Annotated in this window: 27 protein-coding genes; all 27 read right to left on the bottom strand. The window is 29.1% G+C overall.

Annotated elements, in window-relative coordinates; all coding sequences use genetic code 11:
• Positions 1 to 14: 14 nt before the first annotated feature.
• Positions 15 to 1,331 carry a 16S rRNA (cytosine(967)-C(5))-methyltransferase RsmB gene (locus DIC82_09895; protein AWK51319.1) on the bottom strand — a complete coding sequence of 439 codons (1,317 nt, stop codon included), beginning with the start codon at positions 1,329 to 1,331 and terminating at the stop codon, positions 15 to 17.
• A gap of 14 nt (positions 1,332 to 1,345) precedes the next feature.
• Positions 1,346 to 2,035 carry a peptidase gene (locus tag DIC82_09890; GenBank protein AWK51318.1) on the bottom strand — a complete coding sequence of 230 codons (690 nt, stop codon included), beginning with the start codon at positions 2,033 to 2,035 and terminating at the stop codon, positions 1,346 to 1,348.
• Between the two features lie 14 nt (positions 2,036 to 2,049).
• Positions 2,050 to 2,976, bottom strand: coding sequence for a methionyl-tRNA formyltransferase (locus tag DIC82_09885; protein AWK51317.1), 927 nt, complete (start codon positions 2,974 to 2,976; stop codon positions 2,050 to 2,052).
• Positions 2,977 to 2,998: 22 nt separating this feature from the next.
• Positions 2,999 to 3,439 (bottom strand): peptide deformylase, encoded by a 441-nt coding sequence (gene def / locus DIC82_09880; protein AWK51316.1) that lies wholly within the window; start codon positions 3,437 to 3,439, stop codon positions 2,999 to 3,001.
• 14 nt (positions 3,440 to 3,453) lie between these two features.
• Positions 3,454 to 5,649, bottom strand: coding sequence for a primosomal protein N' (locus DIC82_09875; GenBank protein AWK51315.1), 2,196 nt, complete (start codon positions 5,647 to 5,649; stop codon positions 3,454 to 3,456).
• Between the two features lie 282 nt (positions 5,650 to 5,931).
• The gene (gene coaBC, locus DIC82_09870) at positions 5,932 to 7,116 is read right to left on the bottom strand and encodes a bifunctional phosphopantothenoylcysteine decarboxylase/phosphopantothenate--cysteine ligase CoaBC (GenBank protein AWK51314.1); all 1,185 of its coding nucleotides are present in this window, start codon (positions 7,114 to 7,116) and stop codon (positions 5,932 to 5,934) included.
• Between the two features lies 1 nt (position 7,117).
• On the bottom strand, positions 7,118 to 7,336 hold the full coding sequence (locus tag DIC82_09865; protein ID AWK51313.1) for a DNA-directed RNA polymerase subunit omega: 219 nt from the start codon (positions 7,334 to 7,336) through the stop codon (positions 7,118 to 7,120).
• Positions 7,317 to 7,955 carry a guanylate kinase gene (locus DIC82_09860; GenBank protein ID AWK51312.1) on the bottom strand — a complete coding sequence of 213 codons (639 nt, stop codon included), beginning with the start codon at positions 7,953 to 7,955 and terminating at the stop codon, positions 7,317 to 7,319. Before DIC82_09860 ends, DIC82_09865 begins: the two co-directional genes overlap by 20 nt.
• Positions 7,955 to 8,227 carry a hypothetical protein gene (locus DIC82_09855; protein ID AWK51311.1) on the bottom strand — a complete coding sequence of 91 codons (273 nt, stop codon included), beginning with the start codon at positions 8,225 to 8,227 and terminating at the stop codon, positions 7,955 to 7,957. The genes DIC82_09860 and DIC82_09855 overlap by 1 nt, the downstream gene beginning before the upstream one ends.
• A gap of 13 nt (positions 8,228 to 8,240) precedes the next feature.
• Positions 8,241 to 9,122 carry a YicC family protein gene (locus DIC82_09850; protein AWK51310.1) on the bottom strand — a complete coding sequence of 294 codons (882 nt, stop codon included), beginning with the start codon at positions 9,120 to 9,122 and terminating at the stop codon, positions 8,241 to 8,243.
• 409 nt (positions 9,123 to 9,531) lie between these two features.
• Positions 9,532 to 9,957 carry a hypothetical protein gene (locus tag DIC82_09845; protein ID AWK51309.1) on the bottom strand — a complete coding sequence of 142 codons (426 nt, stop codon included), beginning with the start codon at positions 9,955 to 9,957 and terminating at the stop codon, positions 9,532 to 9,534.
• Between the two features lie 247 nt (positions 9,958 to 10,204).
• Positions 10,205 to 11,683 (bottom strand): stage IV sporulation protein A, encoded by a 1,479-nt coding sequence (gene spoIVA, locus DIC82_09840; GenBank protein AWK51308.1) that lies wholly within the window; start codon positions 11,681 to 11,683, stop codon positions 10,205 to 10,207.
• Between the two features lie 623 nt (positions 11,684 to 12,306).
• Complete coding sequence (locus DIC82_09835; GenBank protein ID AWK51307.1) at positions 12,307 to 13,299, bottom strand: NAD(P)H-dependent glycerol-3-phosphate dehydrogenase; 993 nt, start codon at positions 13,297 to 13,299, stop codon at positions 12,307 to 12,309.
• A 2-nt stretch (positions 13,300 to 13,301) separates the two neighbouring features.
• Positions 13,302 to 14,618 (bottom strand): ribosome biogenesis GTPase Der, encoded by a 1,317-nt coding sequence (locus tag DIC82_09830; protein AWK51306.1) that lies wholly within the window; start codon positions 14,616 to 14,618, stop codon positions 13,302 to 13,304.
• Positions 14,619 to 14,632: 14 nt separating this feature from the next.
• Complete coding sequence (locus tag DIC82_09825; GenBank protein AWK51305.1) at positions 14,633 to 15,958, bottom strand: radical SAM protein; 1,326 nt, start codon at positions 15,956 to 15,958, stop codon at positions 14,633 to 14,635.
• Positions 15,959 to 16,495: 537 nt separating this feature from the next.
• Complete coding sequence (phoU, locus tag DIC82_09820; GenBank protein AWK51304.1) at positions 16,496 to 17,158, bottom strand: phosphate transport system regulatory protein PhoU; 663 nt, start codon at positions 17,156 to 17,158, stop codon at positions 16,496 to 16,498.
• Positions 17,159 to 17,362: 204 nt separating this feature from the next.
• Positions 17,363 to 18,025: a phosphate transport system regulatory protein PhoU gene (gene phoU / locus DIC82_09815; GenBank protein AWK51303.1), complete on the bottom strand. Its 663-nt coding sequence runs from the start codon at positions 18,023 to 18,025 to the stop codon at positions 17,363 to 17,365.
• Between the two features lie 18 nt (positions 18,026 to 18,043).
• A complete protein-coding gene (gene pstB, locus DIC82_09810; GenBank protein ID AWK51302.1) occupies positions 18,044 to 18,793 on the bottom strand; it encodes a phosphate ABC transporter ATP-binding protein in 750 nt (249 codons plus the stop codon).
• Between the two features lie 8 nt (positions 18,794 to 18,801).
• Entirely contained in the window at positions 18,802 to 19,686 is an 885-nt protein-coding gene (gene pstA / locus DIC82_09805; GenBank protein ID AWK51301.1) for a phosphate ABC transporter permease PtsA, read from the bottom strand.
• Entirely contained in the window at positions 19,686 to 20,579 is an 894-nt protein-coding gene (gene pstC / locus DIC82_09800; protein AWK51300.1) for a phosphate ABC transporter permease subunit PstC, read from the bottom strand. Before pstC ends, pstA begins: the two co-directional genes overlap by 1 nt.
• A 22-nt stretch (positions 20,580 to 20,601) precedes the next feature.
• The gene (locus DIC82_09795) at positions 20,602 to 21,474 is read right to left on the bottom strand and encodes a phosphate ABC transporter substrate-binding protein (protein ID AWK51299.1); all 873 of its coding nucleotides are present in this window, start codon (positions 21,472 to 21,474) and stop codon (positions 20,602 to 20,604) included.
• A 184-nt stretch (positions 21,475 to 21,658) separates the two neighbouring features.
• Positions 21,659 to 23,365 carry a PAS domain-containing sensor histidine kinase gene (locus DIC82_09790; GenBank protein AWK51298.1) on the bottom strand — a complete coding sequence of 569 codons (1,707 nt, stop codon included), beginning with the start codon at positions 23,363 to 23,365 and terminating at the stop codon, positions 21,659 to 21,661.
• A 2-nt stretch (positions 23,366 to 23,367) separates the two neighbouring features.
• The gene (locus DIC82_09785; protein AWK51297.1) at positions 23,368 to 24,069 is read right to left on the bottom strand and encodes a DNA-binding response regulator; all 702 of its coding nucleotides are present in this window, start codon (positions 24,067 to 24,069) and stop codon (positions 23,368 to 23,370) included.
• A 12-nt stretch (positions 24,070 to 24,081) separates the two neighbouring features.
• Complete coding sequence (gene pgeF / locus DIC82_09780) at positions 24,082 to 24,822, bottom strand: peptidoglycan editing factor PgeF (protein ID AWK51296.1); 741 nt, start codon at positions 24,820 to 24,822, stop codon at positions 24,082 to 24,084.
• A 274-nt stretch (positions 24,823 to 25,096) separates the two neighbouring features.
• Complete coding sequence (locus DIC82_09775; protein ID AWK51295.1) at positions 25,097 to 25,546, bottom strand: transcriptional regulator NrdR; 450 nt, start codon at positions 25,544 to 25,546, stop codon at positions 25,097 to 25,099.
• A gap of 71 nt (positions 25,547 to 25,617) precedes the next feature.
• Positions 25,618 to 25,881 carry a YlmC/YmxH family sporulation protein gene (locus tag DIC82_09770; protein ID AWK51294.1) on the bottom strand — a complete coding sequence of 88 codons (264 nt, stop codon included), beginning with the start codon at positions 25,879 to 25,881 and terminating at the stop codon, positions 25,618 to 25,620.
• Between the two features lie 40 nt (positions 25,882 to 25,921).
• A complete protein-coding gene (locus DIC82_09765; GenBank protein AWK51293.1) occupies positions 25,922 to 26,695 on the bottom strand; it encodes an RNA polymerase sporulation sigma factor SigG in 774 nt (257 codons plus the stop codon).
• Positions 26,696 to 26,703: the final 8 nt, after the last annotated feature.

Genomic DNA, 26,703 nt, shown 5'->3' with positions numbered 1-26,703 from the left:
TTATTCACCTACTATTATCTTTTTTCTAATTTTGCCACAAAAAATCCATCCATACTTTCATTTGGCATAATAGTTAAAGAACCATTTCTATTGTAAACCAAGTTATCTTGCTTACCAATAAAGATTTTTTTAATTGTACAATCTTTATGCTTGCTAATAAACCAGTCAATATTTTCTTCATTTTCTTCTTTATTTAATGTACAAGTTGAATATATCATTATTCCACCATTTTTTAAATATTTCCATGCATTTTCCATTATATCTCTTTGAACAGGTATTACATTTTTTAAGTCATTTCTAGTCTTATTCCATTTTATCTCTGGTTTTTTTCTTATTATACCAATTCCTGAACATGGAACGTCTAATAAAATTCTATCGCTACATTCAATTAACTCACTGTTTAATTTAGTTGCGTCATTTGTATTAACTTCAACATTAGTTAACCCTAATCTTTCGCAGTTTTCTTTTATTAATCCAAGCTTAGACTCATGAAGATCAAAAGCTAATACTTTTCCAGTATTCTGAAGTATTTCTGCTATATGAGTAGTTTTTCCACCTGGTGCACTGCATAAATCTATAACTGTCATTCCTTCTTCTAATTCTAATAAAGGTGCTATAATCATTGCACTTTCATCTTGAACTGTAATCTTTCCTTCATTAAAGAGAGGATTATTTTCTATAGATTTACCACCTTTAATTGAAATTGCTTCTGGGCAAACAGAACCTTCTTCAACTTCATATTCAAGTTTTTCTAATTCTTCAAAAGCTTCATCATAATCTGCTTTAATTTCATTTACTCTAACGCTAACTTGTGGAATTACATTTAAGCCTGACATTATTTTCTTGGATATTGGTTCTCCATATTGCTTTATTAAAAGTCTTATCATCCAAGGTTCAAATGAAAATTTATATGCATATTCATCAATTTTATTTCCTGGAACCTCAATATCATCTGGATTCTTAGTAAAATTTCTAAGTATTCCATTTACTAATTTTGAATCACCTTCAGATATTGCTTTTGCTTCTTCTACCGCTTCATTACAAGCAGCATAGCTTGGTATTTTATCTAGGAAATTCATTTGATATATTGCTACTCTTAAAATATTCAAAGTATCTTTATTCATTAACTTTATATCTTTTACAAAGTTAGAAATTATAATATCTAATGTTTTTCTTCTTCTTAAAACTCCATATACAATTTCAGTTAATAATGATTTATCTTTATCGCTTAATTCACATTCATCTAGTTCTTTTGATAGTATTATATTAGAATATGCTCCTTCATTTAAAACTCTATCTAATACTTTTACTGCTAATTCTCTACAATTCATATTCTACCTCTTCTTCAATCGTCTCTATTGCTAATTGCAATGAGTCTTATTAATTGTGATATTGCCATTAATGTTGCTGCTACGTACGTCATTGCTGCCGCATCTAAAACCTTTTGTGCGTTCTTTGTTTCATCTCCATATAAAATTCCTCTTGATTTTAATATATTTAAAGCTCTAGTGGAAGCATCAAATTCAACTGGTAATGTTATTAATTGAAACACTACTACTGCTGAAAACAAAATAACCCCGAGCATTGTAAGGCCTTTAAAACCTAGTAATATTCCTATAAAGAATAGTACCCAAGATATATTCGAACTAATATTTACAACAGGTACTATGGAATTTCTTATGGTTAACGGTTTATATTTTTCTTTATGCTGAAGTGCATGACCGACTTCATGAGCTGCTATTCCTGCTGAAGATATAGTTCCACCAGCATAAACATCTGGAGATAGTCTAAGTATTCTACTTGAAGGATCATAATGATCACCAAGCTTAGTATTTACGACTTCTATTCTAACATCAAAAAGTCCTGCTTCATCTAACATCATTCTTGCAACTTGCTGTCCAGTATATCCATTTATAGTTCTAACTTTACTGTATTTTCTATAAGTACTATCAACTTTATTTTGTGCCCAAAATGAAATTATTATTGCTGGAATTAATATTATCATTGTAGGATCAAAAAATGAATAAAAAGGCATTTTACATCCCTCCGTTATCCTAAAATTATGTTCTTATCTATTCCATGTCCATTTATATATTGTTCTATGGTTAATGGCTTACCATTTGGGAATTGTACTTTTTTTATAATAAGTACACCTTCTTTACATGCAACCTTTATCCCATTTTTGCTTACATCTATAATTGTTCCAGGTTCCTTTGAATTCTTTTCGTCTAAAGATTCTGTTTCATATATCTTCATTCTTTCGCCCTTATAATTAGTATAAGCAATAGGCCAAGGATTTAAACCTCTTACTAAATTATGAATTTCCATCGAGCTCTTATTCCAATTTATATTTGCAAGATCTTTGTCTAACATTTTCGCGTAAAAAGTTTCTCCTTCTTGTTTTTGTAAAACTAAACTTTCATTTGCAATTCCTTCTATACTTTTAACTAAAAGATCTGCTCCTCGTACCATTAATATATCATGTAATTCTCCAGTTGTCATATAATTAGTAATTTCAACTTCATCTTTTAGAATCATATCTCCTGTATCTAACCCTACATCCATAAGCATTGTAGTATTTCCAGATACCTTTTCACCATTTATTATTACCCAATTTAACGGTGCAGCACCTCTATACATAGGTAGTAATGATGCATGAAGATTTATACATCCATACTTAGGTATATCTAGTATTTCTTTAGTCAGAATTTGTCCAAAAGCCACTACTATTATGAAATCAGGTTTCAATTCTTTTAATTTTTCAATTAAATTTATATCTTCTTTAATTTTTATAGGTTGATATATTGGAATTCCATATTTTAATGCTTCTTCTTTAACAGCCGAATATGCCATCTTTTTGCCTCTACCCTTTGGTTTATCTGGTTGAGTTAATACGGCAGTAACATCATACTCTTCAATTAATCTTTTTAAAGAAGGAACTGCAAAATCAGGAGTACCCATAAATATTATGTTCATTCTGTTTTTCTCCTGTCATTATTTATTTTTTTACTCTGTCAATAAATAAAGTTCCATTTAAATGATCGTATTCATGCAAAATAGCTCTAGCAAGAAGTTCTTCTGCTTCAATTTCAAATTTTTCACCTTTTTCGTTTAGAGCCCTTGCTTTAACGTAATTAGGTCTCATAACTTCTTCTGTTTCCCCTGGCAGGCTTAGGCACCCTTCTTCATCTGTTTGTGAGCCACTTGTTTCTAGTATTTCAGGGTTTATAAATACTAGTGGACCTTCTCCAATATCTATAACAAACAATCTCTTTAATATCCCAACCTGAGGTGCTGCAAGACCAACGCCGTCTGCTTCATACATTGTTTCCTTCATATCTTCAATTAAAGTTAATAGTCTTTCATCTATCTCATTAACTTCTCTACATTTTTTTCTTAAAACATCGTCTCCAAATTTTCTTATATTTCTTAAAGCCATCCTTCATCTTCCCCCTACATCATATTGTTAGGATTAATATCTATACTAATCCTTATTTCATTATATACACTCTTGTTTAATAGATAAAGTGTATCTTTCACTTTTTCACAAAACTCATCATCAAAATTTCCTTTTATTATTATTTGCCATCTATAATTTTCCTTCAACTTAGTAATAATACAAGGGACTGGTCCAAGTATAGTTAAGTCTTCTATTACTAATTTTTTCAAATTTCCTTCCAAAGTATACATGAATTTTTTTAATTTTTCTTCAAATTTTGAAGAACCATTAATTAATAATATTTTACCAAAAGGAGGATTCCCCATCAATCTTCTGATGCTTATTTCTTCTTTAAATAGAGCTTCATAATCTTCTTCCTTAGCGTATTTTAAGCTATAGTGATTTGGTGTGTAACTTTGAACAATCACTCTGCCTTCTTCTTCACCACGACCTGCTCTGCCTGCAACTTGAGTTATTATTTGATATGTTCTTTCTGAAGCCCTATAGTCTGGTAAATTCAAAGACATATCTGCAGCCAGCACCCCTACCAAAGTAACATTTTTAAAATCTAATCCTTTTGACACCATTTGAGTTCCTATTAAAATATCTGCTTCTCCATTTTTAAATGAATTATAAATGGACTCATGAGAATTTTTATGCCTTGTTGTATCTACATCCATTCTTAATACTTTTGCACTCGGAAAATACTTTTTTACTTCTAATTCAACTCTCTCTGTTCCTGCTCCAAAAAATTTCACATATTTACTATTGCATTTTGGACACACCTTGCTAACTTTTTCTGCTCTTCCACAATAGTGACATATTAAATATCCATTCTTATGATATGTCATAGAAACATCACATTCTGGACACTTAAATACATATCCACAGCTTCTACATGATATAAAGGTAGAATAACCTCTTCTATTTAAAAATAAAATCACTTGTTTTTTATTTTTTAAAGTTATATCAATTTCCTCAAAAAGTCTTTTGCTGAATAAAGAAAGATTTCTATTTTTCAACTCTTCGCGCATATCTATTATTTGCATTTCAGGCATTTTATTTCCATTAACTCGATTTTTCATTTCTATTAATTTATATTCACCTTTAAGTGCTTTATAATAACTTTCAATGTTTGGAGTCGCTGAGCCTAAAACTAATTTACAGTTTTTAAGTTCACATATAAATTCACTTACTTCTCTAGTATGATATTTAGGATTATGTTCTGATTTATAAGTATTTTCGTGTTCTTCATCAATTATTATAAGTCCAAGATTTTGTAGTGGTAAAAATAATGCACTCCTTGCCCCTATAACTAATTTGGCTTTTCCAGTCTTTACTCTATACCATTCATCAAATCTTTCTCCATCACTTAGTCTACTATGAAATAATGCTACATCTTCTCCAAATCTCCCTTTAAATCTCTCTATCATTTGAGGCGTTAATGAAATTTCTGGTACCAAGACAATTGCACTCTTATCTTGATTTAACACATCTTGAACGAGTCTCATATATACTTCTGTTTTTCCAGAACCCGTAACACCCTTTATGAGAAACTTTAATTTTGGTTCATTCAAAATAGTATTTAAACAATTCTCTTGTTCTTCATTTAATAACTTATTATTATCATTTTCATATTTACGAGTATTATATCTAAAAACCACTTGTTCTTCCACTTTTAAGATATCTTTTTCTATAAGCTTATTTAATGAATATAGAGAAAATCCTTCATTATTTGTAATTTCTGCTTTAGTATACATTGCATTATTATTAACTATGAAGTTATATAGTTTTATGTAATTTTCTTTTTTTAGTTCATCTACATTTATTTCTTTATTAATAGATATTACCTTTTTCTTTTTATTCTTTGAACCTTTCATAATACCAACTGGAATCATAAGACGAACAGCATCAATAAATTTACAAAGATACTTCTTTCTTAGAAACTCAATCATTGTAATATCGTCTTTCGTTAATATAGCCTCATCATCACATAAATTTAAAATTTCTTTTACCTTATAATTAAAATTTATACAATCATCTTGCAATAATGAATATACAAATCCTTCTATTGGTTTACTTCGTTGCCCAAAAGGAACCTTAACTCTAAATCCTATATCTATATTTTCCATAAGTTCATAAGGCACTTTATATGTAAATGGCCTATCTATCTCTACGGCATCACTGTTTATAATTATTTCAGCATACATAATATTTGCATCTACCACCTTACGACCAAATTTTTCAATGTTCAATATTCAAATAATTATATCATAATACTAAAATAATTAATTATTTATAACATAATGCTAAACTTCCATAGAAATTATTTTTTTAATTTGCATTTAAATATTAATACTTTGATATTATTCCCACACTTTACACTGTCTATATCACAAAAATTTCATTAAGGCACTAGAAAGAAAATAGACTAACATACTGACTTGTTATTTCTTTGATAGTGCCTAATACTAATAAAGAAGCGCAAATTTCTAGCGCTTCTCAAAAATGATATCAAATAAATTACTTGCAATTTTTTCTTTACTCATCTTATCTAGCTGTGTTTCTTTTCCTTCTTTCGATAAGATTATTACTTTATTATCTTCTGAGGCAAAACCAGTATCACTTGCAGTTATATCATTTGCTACAATGTAATCTAAATTCTTTCTTTTTAGTTTAGACATAGCATTTTCCTTCAAATTTTGACTTTCAGCTGCAAACCCAACCAAAATTTGTTTTTCTTTTTTATTTCCAAGTTCCATTAAAATATCATTATCGCGAGTGAATTCTATACCTAAATCTCCTTCACCTTTTTTTATCTTTTGGGTACTATAATTTTTAGGTTTATAATCAGCAACAGCTGCTGACTTAATTACTATATCTGCATCTTCAAATCGCTTTATAACTTCATTTTTCATTTCTTCGTTGGTTGAAACTTTAACAACATTAATGTTCTTAGGAACCTCTAGAGATGTAGGTCCAGAGATTAAAGTTACATTAGCACCTCGGTTTCTTGCTTCTTTAGCTATAGCATAACCCATTTTCCCAGTTGATCTATTTGTAATAAATCTAACAGGGTCTATAGGTGCTATAGTTGGTCCTGCTGTTACTATAACATTCTTATTTAATAAATCTTTTTTCTCATTTAGTTCCATTAAAACACGATCTACTATAACATCTGGACTTTCAAGTTTTCCTTTTCCACTTGTTCCACAAGCAAGTCGCCCTTCTGCTGGATCTACAAATTCATATCCAAAAGATTTAAGCTTTTTAATATTGTCTTGCACTATAGGATTTTCATACATATTTGTATTCATTGCAGGTGCAAAAATAACTTTAGCCTTTGTCGCCATTATTGTAGTTGAAAGCATATCATCAGCTATTCCATTTGCAACTTTTCCTATTATATTAGCAGTAGCAGGTGCTACTAAAAACACATCTGCTTTTTCTGCTAAACTTATATGTTGGATTTCCCATGCTTTTGGTTCCATAAACATATCACATGTAACCATGTTTTGACTTAAAGATTGAAAAGAAAGCGGTGTTACAAATTTAGTAGCTGACTCTGTCATAATAACATTAACATTAACACCTTTTTTTATAAGTAAACTTACAATTTCCAAGGCTTTATATGCTGCAATTCCTCCACTTACTCCTATAACTACATTTCTATTCATTTTATTTAGTACCTTCTTCTATAACTTCAAATTCAAATGCATCTTTATCTATTTCATTAATTGCAATTGTTAAAGGTTTTTTGGATTCCACTGAAACTTTAGCATCAGAACCCTCAATTATTTGTCTAGCTCTCTTTGATGTTAACATTACCAAAGAATATCTGTCATGTATTTTTTCTAATAAGTCTACCACTGATGGTTCAATCATAGAGTTGTTCATTTATCATGCCCTCCTTCGAATTTAATATACTGTCTTTTATTCTATCTACTCTGCATTTTTCAGCAGATATTATAGCTTCTAATTTTTCAACTGCGATCTCAACTTTATCATTTACTACTGCATAATTATATTTAGAAATATAATTTATCTCTTTATATGCAGAATTAAATCTTTTCATTAAGGACTCTTGAGTTTCGCTTCCTCTATTTATAATTCTTTGTTTTAATTCTTGCATAGATGGCGGAAGTACAAATATAAAAACTCCCTCCTCTGTATTTTCTTTTACTTTTAATGCACCTTGTATATCTATTTCTAGAATAACATCTCTTCCACTTTCTAATATATCTTCAACATTAGACTTTGGTGTGCCATAATAGTTATCATATACTTCAGCATATTCGAGAAAATCATTAGATTTTATCTTTTCTTTAAATTTTTCTTTAGACATAAAATAGTAATTAATGCCTTCTAATTCCCCTTTTCGTGGAGCTCGTGTAGTTGCAGATACAGATAAAGCCACATTTTTATTTCTATCCATAAAGCTTTTACATATAGTACCTTTTCCTGCTCCTGATGGTCCTGATATAACTATTAATAAACCTCTTCCGTCAACCGTCATTATTCATCAACCTCATCAACTACTATATCATCTTTCGTTGCTAATCTATGAGCCACCGTTTCAGGTTGAACTGCTGATAATATAATATGATCACTGTCTGTTATTATTACTGCCCTAGTTCGTCTTCCATAAGTAGCATCTATTAACATACCTCTATCTCGTGCTTCTTGAATAATTCTTTTTATAGGCGCTGATTCTGGGCTCACAATTGCAACTAATCTATTTGCAGAGACTATATTGCCAAAACCTATGTTTATTAACTTTATTCCCATTTTTTCCTCCTAATTATTCAATATTTTGAACTTGTTCTCTTATTTTTTCAATTGCATTTTTCACTTCTATAACTTTATTAGTCATATCTATATCTGTTGATTTAGATGCTATAGTATTGGCTTCTCTGTTCATTTCTTGAATTATGAAATCTAATTTTCTTCCAATTGGCTCATTTAAGTCCAAAGTACTCTTCATTTGACTTATATGGCTTTTAAGTCTAGTTATTTCTTCATCTACAGCTGCCTTATCAGAAAGAATTGCAACTTCAAGGGCTATTCGATTTTCATCTATGTCTACTCCAGATAATAATTCACCTAATCTTTCTTCAAGCTTTTTTTTGTAGTTTTTAGGGATACTATCTGCTACCTTTTCAATTTCTCTAACATATGTATCTATTATTTGAAGTTTTGATAAAATATCTTCCTTTAATTTTCCGCCTTCTTTACTTCTCATTTCTTCCATGAGATTAAGAGCTGACTCAACTAACGGAGAAATTTCATTGAAAATATTATCCAAATTTTCTTCGTGTTCTTCTATGTTAATCACATCTGGAAATCTAGCTATTTTTGTTGCAGATATATCATCTATAACATCTAATTCCTTTTGTATTTGTTTTAAACACTCATAATAATTCTTAACTAATTCCATATTTAAAGTTGCTTTTCCAATGTCATTCCTATAATTCTTGTAATTAATAAAAACATCAACTTTACCTCTATTTAATTTTTTACTAATTATATTTCTTATTTTTTCTTCTAATGCAAGCATCATTCTAGGCATTCTAATATTTATATCTAAATATCTATGATTTACACTTTTCATTTCTATTGAAAAGCAAGAATCCTTACCTTCTTCACTTTGAGCTCTACCAAAGCTAGTCATACTTTTTATCACCTTTGCACCTCCTTCTATATAGTTTTACTAATTCAGTATACTAATCATAAGTTAAGTTGTTACTTACTGTCAATGTTTTGTTTACATATTGTTAACATTTTTACGCATCTGCCTTTTCGAACCCATGTGAGAAAAATCTAGCAGGCGAATATATTCATTTTTTTATTCTTTAGATTCTAGACAAATCTACTTGAATAGTATGTTATATAAGTTATCCACAGATTTAATTTAATTATAAATTCCTAAATAATAAAAAAATTGCTTAACAACTATTCTCAAAATCATTGTTAAGCAATCTCAATTAGTACGAATTATTTTTTGGTATGTCAACGTATTCTGATCTCCGTTTACTAAAACTAGCCCATGAGACGCCTTTTCTTACCTTAAAAAATATTTTTTTATGAATATATTATAATATATTTTCTTTCAATTCAGTTTCTTCAATTCTAATTAATCTTCCTCTATAAATTCTCGAATTCATTTTTGATAACATTATAGGATATATTGTTGCTACATATATATATTGTTCATCTAAATCAATTTCCAACCCTAAAAGTAAAATAATATTATCAACTTTCTTTACTAATTCAAGAGAACTTTTATCTCCCTGTTTATAATTTAATCCAACATACTCAGGTTCTTCTATTACTTTTTCTATAATATCCATTATATTTTCTCTCATTCTTTTTGTGAGTTGCCTACCATGTCTTTTCTTTATATGGTTTATAACACTTGGAGAGGCATAGACATTTTTAGGTAGATCAAACTCTAAGAGCTTACTTATAGATCCTTTTATTTTACCAACTTTCTTATAAGCTTTATACTCTCTTTTCATAATACCCCTCTTTTATATCCTTTCTTTTATTATATACGAATACTATGTATTTTGACTTATTAAATAAAAAAATTATAGGACGTATGAAACTAAATTCAGCCGAAGTATAAAGCTCCAGCTGAAAAGTTTCACTTTATGTCAGATAAGGACGTATGTTTACTCTCTGGCGGATTATTAAATGAATATTCCAACGTGATTAGATAAGTGTGAGTTCAAAGGTGATTGTCTAAAATTTTACATTTACCTTTTAAAGGATTATGCAAATCAATCCACCATTGCCTTCATTAATAATTTTTTGTAGAGTCTTTTGAATCTTAACTTGAACATCTTCTGGCATCTTATATAGTTTGTTTTGTAACCCTTCCTTTACTAACACTTCTAAGGATTTTCCAAACATGTTACTTTGCCAAAGCAGTGCTGGATCTGTTGCAAATTGATCAAGTAATCCTTTTACAAGTTCTTCTGATTCCTTTTCAGATCCCATTATAGGACTTATTTCAGTTTTTATATCACATTTTATAAAATGTAAGCTTGGAGCACTCGCTTTTAATTTCACTCCATATTTATTCCCTTGTTTAACTATTTCAGGCTCTTCAAACTTCATTTCTGCAAGTTGTGGCGCAACTAATCCATATCCTGTTTCTTTTACATCTTCCAATGCATCTTTTATTTTATCGTATTCACATTTAGCATGAGTTAAATCTTTAATTATCCCAAGCAAATCACTTTCTGAATTCACTTCTAAATCACATATTTCGCTAAGAACTTTATAGAAAATCCCATCTTTTGGTTTCATAAGTACTTTTGCCATTCCATTTCCCAAATCGACTTCTTTTATTGTAGCTGTTCCCATGAAATCTTCTGCTTCAAAATTATTTAAACAATACTTAATATCCCTTACTCTTGAAACATCTTGACTCATGTTCATAATTATGTTAAAGAAGTCTTTTTTTAGCCAATGGTTACATTCTAATTTTTCTAACCATTCAGGCATATCAATATTAATTTCTTTTATAGGGAATTCTTTAAGTACATGTTTAAATACATCTTCTATATCTTGTTCTTCCATATTATAAACATCCATAACTTGTACAGTTACATTATATTTATCTTCTAATTCTTTCTTTAATACTTTAGTTTCTTGAGAATTAGGTTTACTTGTATTTAGAACGACAATAAAAGGTTTATTTAAAGACTGCAATTCATATATTACTCGTTCTTCTGCATCTACATAATCATTCCTATCTATTCCTGTTATACTACCATCAGTTGTTATTACAAGTCCTATTGTAGAATGATCTTTTATCACCTTTCTTGTTCCTATTTCAGCAGCATCTTCAAATGGTATCTCATAATCAAACCATGGTGTATGAACCATTTTACTTTCCTCTCCATCTAAATAACCTAAAGCACCTTTTACAATATACCCTACACAATCAACCATTCTTACTTTAAATTTAATTTCATCTCCTAAATTTATTTCAACTGCCTCATTAGGTACAAACTTAGGTTCTGTTGTATGAATATTTTTCCCTGATCCGCTTTGTGGCAATTCATCTTTTGCTCTTTCTTTTTTATAAGTATTATCAATTTTTGGTATTACCATAAGATCCATGAATTTTTTTATGAATGTAGATTTTCCAGTTCTAACTGGTCCTACAACTCCCACATATATGTCCCCTTGGGTTCTATCTGCTATATCTTTGTATATGTTAAAATTATCCACTCAGTTCCCTCCTATATTCTTTTTACCAATATATATATATTCATTCTAATTTCAAAATATACACACATATAAAAAAAGTGCGCAGCACAACCAAAATCATTTCATTTTTCAAAAGCAGCTATGCTGTAATCAAGAATTTTTTTGACAAACTCCCCAAAACAGCTATTCTTCAATCTAAAATCTTTTTGCATACAAAAATATGCCCCTATAAAAAAGGTGCGAAGCACAACCAAGATCATTTCACCCTATAAAAAAGGTGCGAAGCACAACCAAGATCATTTCACCCTATAAAAAAGGTGCGTCAGCACAACCAAAATCATTTCACCTTTCAAAAGAGTGCGAAATACAACCAAGAACTTTTTACTTATATTAAATAAAAAAAATTCTAAAATAATTACAACCATTTAAGTATATGGTCATAGTTATCTTAGAATTCTATATAAATTAAATTTATCCGATAGCTAGCATCCGTAACACTCCCACTTCTTTAAGTGGGAGATAACGGCTGCACGCTCCTGGACATTGTGCCCCTTGTGGGTATAAGTTCAACTAAGATTCAGATGGGGATCAAACCCCACCCGAATCAAGTTTCACTTGATTCTTTTTGGTATATATGATTAGCTTTAAAACGTCTCACTTTTCTTGTCTCTATTCATAAGTTCATCGATAATTAATTTAGGATTCTCTCCTTCAAATAAACCTCTATAAAGACCGTCTGTTATAGGCATTGATATGCCAATTTTTTCTTTCAGCTCATAAAAAGCCCTACATGCTTTTACACCTTCAACAACCATTCCAACTTCTTTCAAAGCTTCTTCAATAGACATTCCCTTGCCAATTAAAAAACCAGCTCTTCTGTTTCTAGAATGCATTGATGTGCAAGTAACTATCAAATCTCCCATACCAGTTAACCCATAAAAAGTTTCTATTCTTCCGCCAAGTGCTATTCCAACTCTAGTAATTTCTTTCATACCTCTTGTAAGAAGTGCAGCTTTTGTATTGTCTCCATATCCAAGACCATCTATAACTCCTGCAGCTATTGCTATTATATTTTTAACAGCACCACCAATTTCAACTCCTATTATATCATCATTAGTATAAATTCTAAAATATGAACTCATAAATAAATCTTGAACATCAGTTGCATATTTCATATTTTCAGATGTACTTACAATAGTAGTTGGAAGCTTCATTGCAACTTCTTCTGCATGACTCGGTCCCGATAAAATAACTACTGGATTATCTAACTCTTCTTCAATTACAACTGATAATCTTTTATCACTATTTTCTTCAATTCCTTTAGCAATTGAGATTATTGGTATATCCTTAGATATTTTTCCTTTTATCATCTTGCACATACTTCTAATAACATGAGAAGGTACTGATAATACTATATAATCAGCACCTTCAACTGCTTCTTCAATATTATTGAATGCAGTTACACCTTTTGGAAATATTAATTCATTCATATACTTTTCATTTTTTCTTTTAATATTTATTTCATTAACAACATTTTCATCTCTGTTGTATATACTAACAATATTATCTTTTTCTGCAAGTAGGACCGCTAAGGCACTTCCAAAGCTTCCCCCGCCTAGAAAAGTAATTTTACTCATAATTATTCCTTTCTTGATCTGTATTCTATTTGTATACCAGTTCCTTTAAAATCAAAACTATTTCTTAGTTGATTTTCTAAATATCTCTCATATGAGAAATGTCTAGCACTTTCATCATTTACAAAGAATACAAACTTTGGTGGTTTAGTTGCAACTTGAGTTGCATAATAAATCTTCATTCTCTTACATGAAACTGTAGGTGGTTCTTTCATAAGAACTGCCTTACTTACAACATCATTTAATATTCCTGTTGAAATTCTCTTATTGTAATTATCATAACAATATTTTGCCATTTTAAGTACCTTATTAGTTCTTTGACCTGTTAATGCAGAAATAAATAGATATTCGGCATAACTTAAGAACTTTAAGTTTCCTTGTAATTCCTTTTTAAATTTATCTAAAGTTTTACCATCTTTTTCAACTAAATCCCATTTGTTAACAATAACCATAATAGCTTTTCTAAGTTCGTGGGCATATCCTATTATCTTTTCATCTTGTTCCGTAACGCCATCTGTTGCATCTATCATAAGTATACAAACATCTGCTCTTTCAATTGCAGTATAAGTTCTTATAACACTATATCTTTCAATTTCTTCCTTTACCTTGCTCTTTCTTCTAATTCCTGCAGTATCAACCAAGATAAATTTACCTTCTTCAGTTTCTAAATAACTATCTATTGCATCTCTTGTAGTTCCTGGAATATCAGAAACTATTACTCTTTCTTCACCAAGCAATTTATTGATTAAAGAAGATTTTCCTACATTAGGTTTACCAATCATAGCTATTCTAACATATTCATCCTCATCCGTATCGTAAATTGATTTATCAAAATTCTTAACTACTTCATCAAGCATATCTCCAAGTCCTAGTCCTTGGCCTGCTGATATTGTTATAGGCTCACCTATTCCTAAATTATAAAACTCATATGCATTATTTTCATCTTTTAAATTGTCGACTTTATTAACTACTAAAACCACAGGTTTTTTGCTCTTTCTAAGCATAGTTGCAACTTCATTATCAGCTGCTGTTAATCCTTCTTTTCCGTCAACTATAAATATTATTACATCTGCAGTTTCAATTGCAATGTTCGCTTGTCTTCTCATTTGTTTTACTATAATATCCTGGTTTTCTGGTTCAATACCACCTGTATCTATCATAGTAAAGTTATAATTTAGCCATTCAGCCTCTGCATACACCCTATCTCTTGTAACTCCTGGTGTATCTTGTACTATTGAAATTCTTTTTCCTGCCAATTTATTAAATAACGTTGATTTTCCAACATTTGGTCTTCCAACTATTGCAACTATCGGTTTAGCCATTTTTATTATTCCTCCTACTTGTATTCATTTAGTTTTTGAATTAAATCTTCTCCTGTGTAATCTACCACTATAACCTTAACATTCAAAGCTGATTCAATATCTTTTATTTTCATATTATCTAGCATAATTTGTTCGGTAGAATCTGTTAGTTCATATCCTTTTCTAAACATATTATTAGACATAATTAAATATTTACTATTTATTATACCCTTCATTTGAACTATTATATCAGTTCCTGTTAAAAGTCCAGCTATAGTAATTGAATCTCCAAAGTAGTTGTTTACTATTCCATAAACATCTAGCTTTATATTGGGATTCTTCTTTTTTATTTTATTACTGGCTTCTAAAAGCTCATTATAAGCTAAAGTTCCTGTAACAATAGTGAAACTTTCATTAATACTCATGTCTAAATTTTCTAAAGTATCATCTATTGCATCTCTGAAGCATCTAACCATACCTATTCCATCTTCTATTTGATGATAATCATCATAAAATTCTTGACTCGGAATTTCTTTTTCTGCTACAAGATAAAATTCATCTGATAATCTAACAAATGGTTTTCCTACTTCCTTCATATATGTATCCTGAAGTTTTTTGACTCTTTCAATTTCTTCTATGGACTCTTCTTTTGTATATGTATTAATATGTTTAAGTCCTTGTCTAAATTTAGTTACGCCTATTGGTACTACTGCAACATCTGAAACCTCTGGATATAATGTATATAAATCTTTAATTGTTCTGTTAAGTTCATCTCCATTATTTATTCCCGGAACTGAAACTATTTGTGCATTCATTGTAATTCCTGCATCTGCTAACTTTTTCATTCTTTCAAATACTTTACCCGCAAATCTATTATTGAGCATTTGAACTCTAAGATCTGGATTTGTTGTATGAACAGATACATTTATAGGACTTATGTGATATTGTATTATTCTATCAATATCTTCATCTTTCATATTAGTTAATGTAACAAAATTACCTTGTAAAAAAGATAATCTTGAATCATCATCTTTAAAATATAATGATTCCCTCATACCATCTGGAAGCTGATCTATAAAACAAAATATGCATTTATTACTGCATGTTTTTGCTTTATCCATTATACCTCCACCAAATTCTATGCCTAAATCTTCGCCATATTCTTTTTCAATCTCAATTTCCCATACTTCTCCATCGGCCTTTTCTACTTCCAGAATGATTTCTTCATCTGCCGACAAAAATTTATAATCTATAATATCATTTATTTTATTATCATTAATAGATAGTAAAACATCATTTACTTCAATCCCAACTTCTTCTGCAATTCCATTTGACATTACTTTTGTTATAATATTTTTCATCTTTTCACTCCCAATTATAACATACTTATCCTTATTATATTACATTAATCCCTTAGTTAAGTCAATAAGGCATATTTACAACTACATATGAACAATATTTTTTAATATATATATAATTCTATATTAAATTAAAGCAAAATATTAATGCACAATTCACAATACTCAATTAAGGCTTCTAAAAATAAAATTTTTATTACAAATCACATAACGAAAAGTTAGAATCGAAATTTGGAGTTAAAATTCAAAAATCATGCTCAAAAATAAGAGTATAAATTTGAACTGTCATAGGAAGTGGGTACAAGTCTCTTCCTATATATTTCGCTCTTTAAATTTTCATTTTGAGATTATTCCTTAATTATGAATTGTAAATTGTGCATTCATTTTAAGTATATAAGTTACGGTTTTAATTCTTCAGCAAATTAAGATACTGTTACCTAATTCATGTAGATTATTTTTTGCAACATATATATATCTATAAACATTAAAAAAATAATTAATTCAAATTACTTATTTTCAAAAAACCTTTGCATTTACTTTCTATTCATTTAGATCTACATATGCCCCACTTTTAGAATAAATAGTCCATTCACAAATATTTGTTACATGATCTCCTATTCTTTCTAAATATTTTATTACAAACAAAAGTCTAATTCCTTTTTCAACCAAACTTTCATCCACTTTTATTTCACTAATGAATTCAGCAAATAATGATTGATAAAATGAATCTATTTCATCATCCTTCTCGCAAATCTTATATGCCAGTTCATCATCGTCATCAATATGAGCATTTATAGCTAGCCCTATCATTTCTCTTACTTTTTTTTCCATTTCCCACAATGTTTCTGAACTTTGTCCAAATGAATTTATATTTCCACCCATTTTTTTAGTTATTTTGCATATATCTACAGCATGATCTGCCATTCTCTCTAAATCGGTTGCTATTTTTGAGGCTGTCATTACCTTTCTTAAATCCGTTGCTAAAGGTTGTTCTGCTGCAATAAACTTAATACATTGCTCATCTATTATTTTTTGCAATTCATCAATTTTATCATCCTCATTAATAATATTATCTGCTAATTCTTTATCATGATTTTTTAGGCTTATCATACTTCCGCATATTTGTTGTTCTACCAAGTTAGCCATAGTTAATAATTGTGTGTTTATATTGTTTACCCTAATATTTTGTGATCCTCTTGTCATTGTACTATACACCTCTTTAACCAACTCTGTTATTTACAGATTCTTCTACTCTCATAATTATATTATTTTACATTAATCTATTAATTAAGTCAATAAGAGCATGACTATCAGTTTTCGTTATATTATTGTATATAATGAAAATAAAAAGTGTTCCCCAAAAATAATAATCATGTAAAAAAATCCCGCTCAAGACTAGGGATCACTTTATTCATTTAAATCTACATAAACCCCGGTCTTAGAGAAAATAGTCCATTCACATATATTAGTTACATGGTCTCCTATTCTTTCTAAGCATTTTATTACAAATAACAATCGAGTTCCCTCATGAATTAAACTCTCATCTACTTTGATTGCATTAATTAAAGTAGAAAACAAAGACTTATAAAGTGCATCTACTTCATCATCTCTCTCACAAATCCTATATGCCATTTCATCATCTTCATTAATATATGAATCTATAGATGATTTAATCATAGCTCTTACTTTTTTATCCATTTCCCACAGCTCATCTGAATTTTTTTGAAATGATTGTACATTTCCAACTAATCGCTTTGTTATCTTACATATATCTACTGCATAATCTGCCATTCTTTCTAAGTCTGTTACTATCTTTGAGGCAGTAAATACTCTTCTTAAATCTGTTGCAAGTGGTTGTTCTGTTGCAATGAATTTAATACATTCCTCTTCTATTGTTTTTTGCATATCATCTACTTTATCATCATTTTTAATGACTTGTTCAGCTTTTTGCACATCATAATTTTTTAAACTAACCATGCTTTCATATATTTGTTTTTCTACTAAACTTGCCATATTTAACAATTCTCTATTTATAATTTTTACCCTTACTTCTTGAGACCCTCTCGTCATACTAATCAATACTCCTTTCTAACCAAATCTACCTGTAATATAATCTTCTGTTCTTTTATCTCTTGGATTATAAAATATATCTTCAGTTTTTCCATATTCAATAACTTCACCACTTAAGAAGAAAGCTGTTTTATCCGCTATTCTTCCTGCTTGTTGCATATTATGAGTTACAATTATTACTGTGTACTTTTTTTTCAATTCATCCATAAGTTCTTCCATTTTTCCAGTAGATATAGGATCTAATGCTGATGTTGGTTCATCCATTAAAATTACTTCTGGTGAAACCGCTAGTGTTCTAGCAATACAAAGTCTTTGTTGTTGTCCACCTGACATTCCAAGAGCACTTGACTTTAATCTATCCTTAGTTTCATCCCAAAGTGCTGCTCCTTTTAAACTTTTTTCTACAATTTCATCTAGAATCTTTTTATTTTTTATCCCATGTATTCTAGGTCCATATGCAATATTATCATAAATAGACATTGGAAATGGATTTGGTCTTTGAAACACCATTCCTATTCTTTTTCTTAAAGATATTTCATCATAATCTTTATATATATCTTTTTCTTCAAAAAAAACTTGCCCTTCGATTCTTACAATTTCAATCAAATCATTCATTCTATTTAAAGTTCTTAAAAAAGTTGATTTCCCACAACCTGAAGGTCCAATAAGTGCTGTAACCTCATTTTTATTTATAGATATATTTATATTTTTAAGAGCCTTATTTTCTGCATAATATAAACATAAGTCTTTAGTTTCTATAATATTCATAATTCTACCTACTTCCCACTATAAGATTTCATTAATCTATTTCCAAGTAACCTTGCACCTATATTGAATAATAGAACTGCAATTATAAGTACTGCTGCTGTTCCATTTGCTATTTGTGCTGCATCAGGTACTATTCCCTCTGAGTTTAACTTCCATATATGAACCGCTAAGGTTTCTGATGGTCTAAAAAGTGAAAATGCGGAAGCTTTTCCAGTTAAACTTATTGAATTAAAGTTTAAATTTTTTGAACTTAATCCTGCAGTATACAAGAATGCTGCTGCTTCACCAAATATTCTTCCAGCCGCTAGTATTATACCTGTTAGTATTTCAGCCATAGCTGTTGGTACTGTAAGCTTCTCTAAAGTTTGCCATCTAGTTGCTCCAAGGCCAAGCGAAGCTTCTTTTACTCTTTTACTTGCTGCTATTATAGCATTTTCAGAAATTCTAGTCATAGATGGTATATTTAATATACTTACTGATAATGCTCCTGCAAGTATTGAATATCCCCATCCTGCCATATTAACAAAAACTAGTAATCCAAACATACCTATAACAATAGATGGCAGAGAAGACATTGTTTCAAGAGACATTCTTATAAATCTAAGAACAGGCCCTTCCTTTGCATACTCTGCTAAATAAATACCAGCTCCAATTCCAATTGGAACTGTGATTATCAAAGAAATAACTAACATATAAAATGAATTAAACAATTGTGGCCCAATTCCGCCGCCAGCACCTGTTAATTTAGGTTTACCAAATATAAATGAAGGCTTTAGCATACTTCCGCCTTTGTATAAAATGTATGCGATAAATGCACCTAGTAATAATACTACGAATATACTTATTATATAAAATATAATCGTTGCAATCTTATCAACCTTTTTTGCATCCATTATGCTTCACTCCTTTTTTCAATCATTCTGACAATAAGTATAAAGACAAAGGAAATTATAAGCAAAATTAATGCCAAAGTCCATAGTGCATCATTCCATGCTGTTTCACTGACTGTATTAGCCATGTCCATTGTTATAATACTTGTAAGTGTCGACATTGAAGAAAAAATTCCATCTGGTATTTTCACAGTATTTCCAATAACCATTTGTACTGCCAATGCCTCTCCAAAAGCTCTTGCTATACCAAGAACAACACCTGTAAGTATTCCTGTCTTTGCTCCAGGGACAATAACTCTAGAAATTGTTTGCCATCTTGTAGCTCCAAGTCCATAAGATGCTTCTATATGATCTTGAGGTATAATTTTTATAGCATCAATAGCTAAAGTTGCTATAGTCGGCAATATCATTAATGAAAGAACTAAAATTCCTGCAATCAAAGAAAATCCCATTCCTGTAAAGTTACTTTTAATAAATGGTACTAGTACCGAAATACCAACCCACCCATAAACAACAGAAGGTATTCCAACTAAGATTTCTAAAGATGGCTTAATTATCTTCTTTCCAAATTTGCTAGATATAACATTTACAAATATTGCTAAGGCAACAGCGATTGGTGCACTTAAAATTACTGCACCAACTGATACAAATGTTGAACCTAAAATAAAAGCTAGTGCTCCAAAAGAAGGCTCTCCACCTTTATTAGGCTTCCAGTTATTCGTGAACAAAAATTCTGAGAGGCTGTATCCATCCTTTGTAAATATCCTCAATCCTTTTGATGCTATGAAAACTATTATTGATATTGTTATTATTATTATTAATATTCCACATAATACTGCAAAACCTTGACCTAAATATTCATTTTTAAGCCGTTCTTTAAAACTTCTTTTTTCCATATTTATTCATCCTTTAATCGAATTATTTTACCTTCATTTCAGTTCCTAAAATAAACCCTAGATTTTCTGCACTAGATCTATTATCTTCACTCGCTACAAATTCAATAAATTTCTTAGAAAGTCCGGTAGCTTCACCCTTAGTATACATATGACCCCATGACCAAAACTTATAAGAACCATCAATTATGTTTGCTTTATCAGAAGCTACTCCATCAATTTTTAATAATGTTAAAAGATCTTGAGCTTCCTTTGAATTCATATATGAAAGACCTAAATAACTAATTGCACCCTCATTTTCTTTCATAACACTTAAAACTGCGCCGTTTGAATCTTGAGTTATTCCCAGCGAATCATTTTCAAGTGACTTATTTCCATCAAGTATTGTATTTTCAAAAGTTGCTCTTGTTCCAGATCCTGCTGTTCTATGTACTAACAAAATTTCCTTATCAGCTCCTCCAACATCCTTCCAATTAGTAGCCTTTCCAGAGAATATGTCTTTAAGTTGCTCTGAAGTTAAATTATCTATCCCTAAAGATTTGTTTACTACAACACAAAATCCTTGTGCTACAACTTTATGATCGACTAATTTTTCAGCATTTTCCTTACCTAATTTAGCTTCTGCAAGCACATCTGAATTTCCAACATCAATTGTTCCATTTAACACTTGAGCAAGACCTGTGCCAGATCCTCCAGCTTGAGCGCCAATCTCTTCATTTGGATTCTTTTTATTAAATTTTTCAATGGATTGTTCCATAAGTGGTAATAATGCTGATGAACCACCTATTGTTATAGATTCAGCATCCCGTGCTGAATTGTTACCACACCCTACCAAAACACTTCCTATCATTACTATAACTAAAAAATTTACCATTAATTTCAACGTTCTTTTTTTCATTATAATTTACCTCCGCTAATAAATTATACTCTTCTTACTATATATCTAATATTATATCCTTTTAGTTAATCTATTATTATATTTATGTTAAGTTATATTAAAGGAATGTTAAAAAAATTTAACATTCCTCTTAAAATATATATATTATTTTTTCATTTTTCTTGTTATTTCACTCATATTCTTTCTAAATATATGGTATTTTTACTTCAAAAGTCGTTCCTTGTCCGATTTCACTTTTAACATTAATTTCTCCGTTAAATATTTTAACAATATGTTTTACAATAGCTAATCCAAGACCTGTTCCACCTTTTTTCCTTGACTTATCTACTCTATAAAATCTTTCAAATATTCTTGATATATCTTCTTTAGGTATTCCTATTCCATTATCTGTTATCCTCAAGCAATAATATTCATTTTTACTATAACTCAACACTTTTACTTGCCCAGAAGTGTCTTTTGAATATTTTATTGCATTTTCAATCAAGTTTAAACCTAATTGATAGAATTTATCTCTATCTCCTAGAATGCGTTCACTATTATTATTTTGAAATTCTAATCTAATATTTTTATTAATTGCACTCTTTCTCATAATATTTAAGACTTCTTCAATTACTAATCCTGGTTCAAACTCATCAATATCAGCAATTAAATTACTTTCAATATTTGATAATACTAATATATCATTTATGAGCCTTGATAATCGTTCAGCTTCCTTGTCTATGATATCCAAAAACTTTTCTCTTATCTCTTCATCTTTAACAAATTTCAATGTTTCAGCAAACCCTTTTATAGATGTTAAAGGAGTTTTTAATTCATGAGATACATTAGCAACAAACTGACTTCTCATAAGTTCGACTCTATTTATATCTGTAATGTCTTGGAACGTTATAACTTTACCTACATTTTCCACACCATCAAACATTTCTGATTTTTTGATTTTAAAATCTCTTTCTATTGGATGAAGTATCTTTATTTCTTTATCATTTTCTTCTTCTTGTTGTAAAAATTTATTTATATCATAATCATTCACATAATCTAACAAACATTGGCCAACAATATTTCTCTTTATTCCAAGTAATGATTCCGCACATGGATTAATTGAAATCACATTATTATGATTATCTACTGCCACAACGCCACTTTCCATACTTTTTAATATTGATTCAATTTTTGTTTGCTTTTCTATAACTTCACGAATCTTTATTTGTAGTTGTTCAGCCATATTGTTAAAACTATTTCCTAGTGTACCCAGTTCATCATTACTTCTAACGTCAGCTCTTATTTTATAATCTCCATGAGTCATTTTTAAAGTTACGCTTTCTAACTCTTTTACTGGCTCAACTATTTTTTTAACCAATCTCAAAGATAATACTATAGAAAGTGTAATAACTAAAATTAATATTATTATGCAATAATTAATATTTTCTTCTTGTAATATAGTTATTGTATATACAGGTACAGAACTTCTAATTATATACTTATCATCCAATTTAGTTGCATAATAAATTAAGTTAGCTTTAATTGTATTGCTATATCTTCTTGAATATCCTTCACCTTTTTCTAACGCGTCTTTAACTTCTATTCTATAATTATGATTATCAGTGCTTTTTTGCTCATTATCATATAATACAACACCATTATTGTCTATAAGTGTAAATCTTACATTTATGTCCTTTATTTTAATGTTATTTAATACTTTTAAATCATTATAATCATTCTTACTAATATCCGTAACATTATTAAGTTCAGAAATTAAAAAATTAATATTTTTAAGTTCTTCTTTTGCATTCTTGATTTCTTCTACATTGATTAATATCATAAAAGAAGATGTTACAATTATTATTGCAAATAATACTGTTATAATAACAGAAGTCAATATCTTATTTTTCATTCTTATTCTGCGGGGTTAAATCTATAACCCACGCCTCTTATAGTTTCAATAAATCGTGGATTTTTATCATCTTCCTCTATCTTCTTTCTAAGATATCTTATATGAACATCTACAGTTCTTGTTTCGCCTATATACTCATAACCCCAAATTTTATCCAATAAAATTTCTCTTTTTAGAATTTTACCTCTATTTTTTATTAATATTTGTAAAAGTTCAAATTCCTTTAATGTTAAGTCTATCTTTTTGCCATTAACACATACTTCGTGACGTTCAAAATCTACTTTAAGATTTTGTGAATCATAAACATCATCTTCTGTTTCATTAACTGAGCTTGTTCTTCTTAGAACTGCCTTCACCCTTGCGAGTAATTCTCTAACTGAAAATGGTTTTGTTATATAGTCATCAGCTCCAAGTTCTAACCCAAGTATTTTATCTAACTCTTCGCCTTTTGCTGTTAGCATTATTATAGATGTCTTTTTCATTTCATTATCTCTTTTTATTTCCTTGCAAACATCAAATCCATCTATGCCAGGTAACATTAAATCGAGTAACATTAAATTTGGTTTCTCTGCTTTTGCTATCTTTACTGCCTCTATACCATCATTAGCTGTATAAACATCATATCCAGCATTTAGTAAATTGAATTTCAACAATTCAACTATATGCTCCTCATCATCAACTATTAATATTTTTTCTTTAGCCATATTCTTTCCTCCCTAAAGTAACATTATAGAAGAAAACATTCTACCATAAGATCCCTGTGATTTCCTATATGAATGCAATTTAATATCATTACTACAATATGTGCATAAATTCAAGCTATTTATATTATAATCTTTTACTCCAGCTTTTTTTAAATCAGATATTATACATGCTTCTAAATCAAGATTATTCTTATTAAATAATTCTTCTTCACTCATTGTTGTTTTTTTCTCTATGAACTTCAATTTTAGTTCTTCTGAAACTTCATAACAACATTTCTTAATATGTGGCCCTATATATGCTTTAATATTAACTTCATTAATATTGAATTCAGATTTCATTTTTTCAATAGTTTTTAGTGTAATTGATTCAAAAGTTCCTTTCCACCCACTATGAATTGCAGCTATAACTTCTTTTTCTTCATCTATCAATATAACAGGGACACAGTCTGCAGTAAAAACTCCAATAATAACATTTTTTTCATTTGTTATTATTGCATCTCCTTCTTCATCCTTAATACTTTTTCCATTACATGTGTATTTTAATATTTTATCACTATGAATTTGCTTAAGATATATAATATCTTTCCCATTAAATTCTTTTTTTAATGAATTAAGTTCTTTTATTCCCTCTTCTGTATTTCTATTAAAACTTCTTTCCTTCTCCGCATTTGTAAATACAATTTGAGATTTCTCATTATCTATTATAATAAAATCATCTTTTTTCTTTAATAATTTTAAATCTAATTTATTCAATCTAATCCTCCATAAAATTCATATTACAAATTTTTTTATCCGATAGATACATCCGTAACACTCCTAATTCCTAAATATATCTTATAATCTAATATTAACATTCTATTTACTATTTATCATCTTTATTAACTAAAGTTTAACTTATATATAACATAAGTAGAGAACCCAAATCTATGATTTGGTGTGAATCACTTACTCAGCGAACGAATGTGAGTCGAGTTTCCTTTATAAGAAAAAGGATGTTGAAATTATATTTTTCAACATCCCTACATAATTATGTTATAAGGTTTTTTATTTCTTCTAGAAAAGTATTTATGTCCTTAAATTGTCTATAAACCGATGCGAATCTTACATATGATATTTCATCCAAATCTTTCAGTCTTGCCATAACCATTTCTCCTATATCCTTTGATGGAATTTCTGTAAGCATACTATTAGAAATTGTCTTCTCTATATCATATGCCATATCTTCAATTTGCTTTCTAGATATAGGTCTTTTTTGACATGCTATAATTAAACCATTAATTATTTTTTCTTTGTTGAAATTTTCTCTAGTCAAGTCCTTTTTTATTACTAAAATAGGAAAATCCTCTATTTTTTCATATGTAGTATATCTTTTAGAACATTTTAAGCATTCTCTTCTTCTTCTAATGGTTGTGTTATCATCTGTTGATCTAGAATCAACAACCTTACTTTCTTCAAATCCGCAAAATGGACATTTCATACCTTCACCCACCTCTTTGCTTTCGTGTATTCAAATCTCATAATTATTATACATATATTTTTGAAATATGGCTATATATTGTTAACATTTCCTTCATCTTTTGTTTTTACCAATATAACATCAGTTCCTATTTTAATTATATCTTTCCATAAGATTTCTTTTTCATCATCTTTTCCAAACCATGACTTTATTTCTCCAGGCAATATTAATGAAATTATTTTATTATCATCACAGTTTATTTTAAAGTCTTTTATAAATCCTATTTTACTTCCTGTTAATATATCTATTACTTCCATATTTCTCATAGCATTTAGTGAATGTAGTTCTAGATCCATAATTATCCCCCATAATTATAATATTATTAATATCTTATTTCTATACATGTTTTCTCATATGCTTTAAGGCTGTTTTTTCTAATCTTGAAACTTGTGCTTGTGAAATTCCAATTTCATCTGCAACTTCCATTTGAGTTCTTCCATTAAAAAATCTTAAATTTAATATTAATTTTTCTCTATCATTGAGCTTCTTCATTGCTTCTTTAATTGAAATGTTTTCGAGCCAATGTTCATCTGTATTTTTAGAGTCACTTATTTGGTCCATTACATATATAGCGTCTCCTCCATCATGATAAATCGGTTCAAATAACGATACTGGATCTTGTATTGCATCTAATGCAAATACCACTTCTTCTCTCGGCAATTCAAGTTCCTTTGCAATTTGCGAGATAGTAGGTTCTTTATTATTATCTTTTATAAACTTCTCTCTCATAATCAAAGCTTTATATGCAATATCTCTTAGCGATCTGCTAACTCTAATAGAATTATTATCTCTTAAATATCTTCTAATTTCTCCAATTATCATGGGTACTGCATAAGTTGAAAATTTGACATTTTGAGATAAATCAAAATTATCTATTGACTTCATAAGTCCTATACAACCAACTTGAAATAAATCATCAATGTTTTCTCCTCTATTATTAAACCTTTTAATAACACTAAGTACTAATCTTAAATTTCCCTTTATGAAAGTTTCTCTTGCACTTTTGTCTCCTGCCTCCATTTGTAGAAAAAGTTGCTTTTTTTCTTTTTCTTTAAGTATAGGGAGTTTTGAAGTATTGACGCCACATATTTCTACTTTGTTAATTATCACAAGTATCA

It is taken from the genome of Clostridium beijerinckii, assembly GCA_003129525.1.
In the GTDB taxonomy this organism is placed as follows: domain Bacteria; phylum Bacillota; class Clostridia; order Clostridiales; family Clostridiaceae; genus Clostridium; species Clostridium beijerinckii_D.
This window is presented reverse-complemented; position numbering and strand designations above follow the sequence as displayed.